The organism is Streptomyces sp. WAC05292 (assembly GCF_003949955.1).
GTDB lineage: Bacteria > Actinomycetota > Actinomycetes > Streptomycetales > Streptomycetaceae > Streptomyces > Streptomyces globosus.
Map to the genome: position 1 here is coordinate 1 of NZ_RPSE01000375.1, position 6,173 is coordinate 6,173.

A 6,173-nucleotide genomic window follows, 5' to 3' on the forward strand; every position below is an offset into this window, starting at 1 on the left:
GGGGCACGAGGGCCTTTCTGGTCGGTGTAGACGTCGCAATCCACACCGAACCCGGAAGGCCCTCACCCGTTCAAGACCCCACAACCGAGACCTGCACCACCCGTCCACAACCTCCCGGGTCAATACACCTAGCACGGCGGCACGCGGCGCGGGTGCGCCCCGGCCGTGACGGCCGTCAGCCGGGCCCGGCCGCCTCGACGGCCGCGGCCACGTCCGCCAAATCCCTGGCGACCGCCCGGGCCACCGCCCGCGTCCCCAGCCGGTTCAGCAGCCGCAGGAAAACACCGGGCGGCTTCCCGCCCGGCGCGGGCGACGCCGAGAACGCCATCCGGACGACGCTGCGCCCCGGCGCCCGCTCCTCCACCCTGAACTCCGACGCGTAGCGCACCCCCGAGTCGAAGGCCTCGGCGACGTAGCGCCGCGGCGCCTCGCACGCGCTGACCCGCATCTCCTGTGTCGCCCGCGCGCCGAACATGCGGCGCGTCTCCCGCCACCGGGTGTCCACCCCGAACGGACCAGGGGTGAGCGCCTGCACCGCCTCCACGCCCGACAGCACCCGCGGCATCGCCTCCAGGTCCGTCAGCGCCCGCCACACGCGCTCCGCCGGAGCGGCCACCTCACGCTCCACGACCACCAGGGGACCGTCCATACCCGGATTGTCGCGCCGCCCGCGGATCCCCGCGCGCGGCGCCGATCGGTGAGACCCTGGCAGCATGGCCGAAAGGCGACCGAGCCCCGAGGTCCAGTGGCCGGCGCGGCCGGACACCAGCCTCGCGCTCAACCACATGGGCACCTTCGACTGGGACCTCGACAGCGGGCGTATGCACCTGGACGAAACCGCCCTCGAGGTCTTGGGCCTGCGCGCGGACGAGTTCAACGGCACCCCGGCCGGGCTGCGCGTCCGCCTCGCACCCCCCGAGGAGGCCCGCCTCGACGCCCGCGTGGCGCAGGCCCTCAAGGACGGGCGCAGCCACTACGGGGCGTACGTCCGGCGCCGCCGCCGCAACGGCACCGCCGCCTGGACCCACATCCAGGGGCACATCCTCCGCGAGCCCGGCGGCCGCCCGTACCGGATCATCGGGATCATCCGCGACGCCGCCCACGACCCCCGCGAGTCCGGGGCCGGCGGGGACCGCGACGAGGGTCGCCGCCGGATGACCGGCGTCGTCGAGCGGACCACCGCGATCCTCGCGCACGCCCGCACCGTCAACGACGTCACCGACGTGCTGAAGGACCCGGAGGCCCTCGGCCACCTCGGCGCCGTCAGCGTGATGCTCGGCATCGTCGACGGGGGCCGCATCCACCTCGTGGCCGAGGGCCAGCTCGGCACCTACGTCCCGGAGATCGAGTACACCCGCGTCGAGGCCCGCTTCCCCATGAGCGAGGCCGTCCGCAGCCTGCAGCCGGTCTTCGTCGCCTCCCGCGACGAGTTCCGGCTCCGCTTCCCCGACCTGTGGCAGTACATCGAGCCGCTGGCCGTCCACAGCGGTGTCTACCTGCCGCTGATCGCGCAGGGCCGCGCCATCGGCGCCCTCGGCCTGCTCTACCGGCGGGAGGGCGACTTCACCGCCGAGGAGCGCAACCTGCTCGTCGCCCTCGGCAGCGGCATCGCCCAGAGCCTCCAGCGCGCCATCCTGTTCGAGCAGGAGCACGACCTCGCGGAGGGCCTGCAGCGGGCGATGCTGCCGCGGCGGATCCCCGACGTCCCCGGCACCCGGATCGCCGTCCGCTACAGGGCCGCGCGGATGGGGCGGAAGATCGGCGGCGACTGGTACGACGTCGTCCCGCTCGGCGAGGGCCGGGTCGGCGTGATGATCGGCGACGTCGAGGGGCACGACACCGACGCGGCCGCCGTCATGGGCCAGCTGCGGATCGTCCTGCGCGCGTACGCCACCGAGGGCCACACCCCCGACACCGCCATGGCGCGGGCCTCCGCCTTCCTGCACGACCTCGCCACCGACCGCGTGGCGGCCTGCACCTACGCGGAGATGGACCTCGCCACCGGCATGCTGCGCATGGTCCGGGCCGCGCACCACGACCCCCTGGTCCGGCGCGGCGACGGCACCTGCCACACCGTCCCCGTAGCCGGGGGGCCGCCCCTCGGAGCACCGCCGCACGAGCAGCCCGGGGCCGGCACCGGCTACCCCGTCACCAGCGTCGAACTGCACCCCGGCGACACCCTCGTGCTGTGCACGGACGGCCTCCTGGAGCGGCGCGGCTCCGACCGCGCCGCCGGCATGCGCGACCTCGTACGGGCCGTCAGCACGGGCCCCGCCGACGTGGAGGAGCTGGCCGACGTCCTGTGCGACCTGACCGGCGAAGCGGGCGGACGCGACGACATGGCCCTGCTCCTGCTGCGCCGCCGCGGAACCCCCGCCCCGCGCGGCGGCGGCCCCCTGCGGCTGCGCCTCGCGCCCGGCGACCCGCACGGCCCGTCGACGGCCCGGCACCTGATCCGGGCGGCCGCGGCGGCCTGGGGCGCCCGCGAGCTGACGGACGAGATCGAGCTGGCGGCGGACGAGCTGATGACCAACGCCCTCGTCCACACCGACGGCGGAGGCCACGTCGGCCTCCGCATGACCGCCGAGGGCCGCATCCGGATCGAGGTCGAGGACTCCAGCAGCGCCCTGCCGCACCGCCGCCAGGCCGGCGACTGGTCCGTCTCGGGGCGCGGACTGCTGCTCGTGGAGGAACTGGCGCAGGACTGGGGCGTGCAGCCCCGGGGCGAAGGCAAGTGCGTCTGGTGCGAGTTCGCCGTGCCGGAGCACCCCGCCGGGCCGTGAGGACAGGCCCGCGAGGCGCGGCCCGCGGGGCGGCCCGTGGCAGGCGGCACGGAAAATCCGGATGAAGATCATTGCCATGGCCACGTACCGTGGCCTCCCATGGAACCACTCACCGAGAAGCAGATCCGCGCGTCCTTCGTCAACTGCACCAAGGGCGAGGCCTCGCGGCTGAAGCTCCCGCCGAACTTCGGCGAACTCCCCTGGGAGGACCTCGACTTCCTCGGCTGGGTCGACCCCGCGGCCCCGCTGCGCGCCTACCTCGTGCGCCGCGGCGCCGACGGGTCCGCCACCGGCATAGGCCTCCGCGTCCCGGTTACCCAGCGCACCAGCGCCGTCAGGTCCAGCGTCTGCCAGATCTGCCTGACCGCGCACGCCGCCTCCGGCGTGTCCCTGCTCGTCGCCCCGCTCGCGGGCGCCCGCGGCCGCGACGGCAACACCGTCGGCTCGTACGTCTGCGCCGACCTCGCCTGCTCCCTCTACCTGCGCGGCAAGCGGCTGCCCAAGCTGCGGACCCGCACCTACGAGGAGACGCTCACCGTCGAGGAGCGCGTCGAGCGCGCCCTGGCCAACCTGGACGCCCTCACCGCCCGCATCACCGCCTGACGGCGGCCCCCGGCGCGTCACAGGCCGACGAGGGTCACCTCCGTGGCCTTCACGCTCGCCCACACCTGCGCCCCGTCGGCCAGTCCCAGCTCGGCGGCCGCGTCCGGGGTGATCTCCGCGACCAGGTCGGGCACGCCGGGCGAGGCGACGAGCACGCGGAGCCGGCTGCCGACCGAGGTGATCTCCCGTACCCTGCCCGGCCACACGTTGCGGGGGCTGCCGGCGGGCCGCTCGCGGTGCACCGACACCGCCTCCGGCCCGATGACCGCGAGCGCCGGAGCCCCGGCGGGCAGCGTCTCGGCCACCACCAGCCGGCCCCCTCCGGGCAGCGCGAGCCCCTCGGCGGACGCGGTCCCGGCCCAGGCGTTCCGGCCCAGCATCCGCGCCACCCACGGCGACCGCGGATGCCGGGCCACCTCGGCGGGCGGCGCGTCCTGCAGGGTCCGCCCGCCGGCCAGGACGAGCACCCGGTCGGCCAGCGACACCGCCTCGACGGGATCGTGCGTCACCAGCAGGCACACCCCGCCGAACCCGGCCAGGTGCGCGCGCAGCGTATGCCGAACGCGGGCCCGGGTCGCCTGGTCCAGGGCGGCCAGCGGCTCGTCGAGCAGCAGCAGCCGCGGCCGGGCGGCGAGCGCCCGCGCGAGCGCCACCCGCTGGGCCTGCCCGCCGGACAGCTGGCCGGGCCTGCGGCCGGCGAGGTCGCCGACGCCGAGCCGCTCCAGCCACCGCAGGGCCTCCCGGCGGGCCTCCGCCCGCGGCACTCCCCGCGCCCGCAGCCCGTACGCGGTGTTGGCCAGGGCGCTCAGGTGCGGGAACAGCGCCCCGTCCTGGGGGACCCAGGCGACCCGGCGCCGGTGCGGGGGCAGGGCGGTGACGTCGGTGTCGCCGAGCCGCAGTTCGGCCTCGGCGCGCGGCGTCAGCCCGAGGAGGGCGCGCAGCAGGGTCGTCTTTCCGGCGCCGTTCTCGCCGACGACGGCGATGGTGGTGCCGGGCGCGGCGTCCAGGGTGAGCTCGGTGTACCCGGTGACCGCGGCGTGCAGGGGCCAGCGTTCGCCGTCGCAGGGGACCGCGGGCGCCTCCCCGGCCTCGTACGGCGCCTGCGGTGCGGCGTCCTCCGGGAGCTGCGGCGCCGGCCGGCGGCGCGGGAGCGGGGCGCCCGTCCAGCGTCCCCGCAGCGCGATCAGCACGGCCATGGCGATCGCGAGCAGCAGCAGCGAGACGGACGTCGCCGCCTCCGGCCGGTCCTGGAGCAGCAGGTAGACCTGGAGGGGGAGGGTCTGGGTGGTGCCGGGCAGGTTGCCCGCGAAGGTGATGGTCGCACCGAACTCGCCCAGCGCGCGGGCCCAGGTCAGCGCCGCCCCGGCCAGGAGGCCCGGAGCCGCCATCGGCAGGGTGACGGTGAAGAACACCCGGACCGGCGTGGCCCCCAGGGAGGCGGCGGTCTCCTCGTAGCTCGGCCGCAGGCCGCCGAGCGCGCCTTCGAGGCTGATCACCAGGAACGGCATGGCGACGAACGTGGCCGCGAGGACCGCCCCCGACGTGTGGAACGGCAGGGTGAGGCCGAACGCGTCCTCCAGCCACGGCCCGAGCAGTCCGCGCCGTCCGAAGGCGAGCAGGAGCGCCACACCGCCCACGGTCGGCGGCAGCACCATCGGGAGCAGCACCAGAGACCGCACGAACGCCTTGCCCCTGAAGTCGACGCGTGCCAGCAGCCAGGCCAGCGGCACCCCCAGCAGCAGCGACAGGCCCAGCGCCCAGAACGACACGACGAGCGAGAGCCGCAGCGCTTCGAGGACGCCGGGGCTGCCGAGGTGGCCGCCGAGTTCGGACCAGGGCGTGCGGACGAGGATCCCGGCGAGGGGCAGCAGCAGGAACACGACGGCGAGCAGCGCGGGCAGCGCCAGCGCCGCGGGCGGCCGGTTGCGGGAGGTGCGGTGTCTGCTCATGGTTCCTGGCTCGGGCGTTCGGGCGCGGGGGCGGCGGTCACGGCTTCTGGAAGCCGGCGTCCTGGAGGATCTTCTGCGCCTCCGGGCCGCTCAGCCAGGCGGTGAACGCGGCGGCGGCCGCCGCGTTCTTCGACTGCTTGAGCGCGGCGGCCGGGTAGGAGGCGACGGCGTTCTGCCCGTCCGGGATGTCCACCGTCGCCACCTTGCCGGCGGACTTGGCGGCATCCGTCGCGTAGACGAGGCCGGCGTCGGCCTCGCCGAGTTCGACCTTGCCGAGCACGGCGCGGACGTTGGGCTCCTCCGAGACGGGTGCCACCCGGACCTGCTGCGCGTCGAGGATCCGGCGGCTGTAGCGGCCGACCGGGACCTCGGGCGCGGCGAGCACCACCTTGATCTTGCTGTCGGCGAGGTCCTTCAGCCCTCCGATCTTGAACGGGTTGCCCTTGCCCGTGGCGATGACCAGGCGGTTCTTCGCGATGACCGAGGGGGCGGCGGTCTCGGCGGCGAGGCCGTCCATCGTCCTGGTGTCGGCGGTGACGAGCACGTCCGCGGGGGCGCCCTGCCTGACCTGGGCGGCGAGCTCCTGGGAGCCGGCGAAGGAGAAGGTGATCCGGCTGCCCGGGTGCGCCTTCTCGTAGGCCGCGCCGGCCGTTTTGAAGACGTCGGTGAGGGAGGAGGCCGCCAGGACGGTGAGGTTCGCCGCGGCGGCCGAGGACGCCGGTCCGGAGACGGACGGGCTGCCCGCCCCGGCGGCCGCGCTGCCGCCGCCGCAGGCGGTCAGGGCGGGCAGCAGGACGGCGGCCAGGACTGCCGCGGCCGGGGCGGTGCGGTGCTGGGG

At 75.8% G+C, this 6,173-nt stretch carries 5 protein-coding genes; 2 read left to right on the forward strand and 3 right to left on the reverse strand.

Annotated elements, in window-relative coordinates:
- Window positions 1-175: 175 nt before the first annotated feature.
- Entirely contained in the window at window positions 176-649 is a 474-nt protein-coding gene (locus tag EF903_RS27045) for an SRPBCC family protein (protein WP_125547489.1), read from the reverse strand.
- A 64-nt stretch (window positions 650-713) separates the two neighbouring features.
- Between EF903_RS27045 and EF903_RS27050 the strand changes: the two genes are divergently transcribed.
- Together EF903_RS27050 and EF903_RS27055 are read left to right on the forward strand one after the other, a co-directional pair.
- On the forward strand, window positions 714-2,783 hold the full coding sequence (locus EF903_RS27050) for a SpoIIE family protein phosphatase (RefSeq protein WP_125547491.1): 2,070 nt from the start codon (window positions 714-716) through the stop codon (window positions 2,781-2,783).
- Window positions 2,784-2,882: 99 nt separating this feature from the next.
- Window positions 2,883-3,386 (forward strand): FBP domain-containing protein, encoded by a 504-nt coding sequence (locus EF903_RS27055; RefSeq protein WP_125547493.1) that lies wholly within the window; start codon window positions 2,883-2,885, stop codon window positions 3,384-3,386.
- A gap of 17 nt (window positions 3,387-3,403) precedes the next feature.
- Here EF903_RS27055 and EF903_RS27060 read toward each other — a convergent pair whose 3' ends face one another.
- Both EF903_RS27060 and modA read right to left on the reverse strand, forming a co-directional pair.
- Entirely contained in the window at window positions 3,404-5,335 is a 1,932-nt protein-coding gene (locus EF903_RS27060; protein WP_125547495.1) for an ABC transporter permease, read from the reverse strand.
- Window positions 5,336-5,372: 37 nt separating this feature from the next.
- The coding region (gene modA / locus EF903_RS27065; RefSeq protein WP_260615985.1) for a molybdate ABC transporter substrate-binding protein at window positions 5,373-6,173 on the reverse strand (801 nt) is incomplete at its 5' end.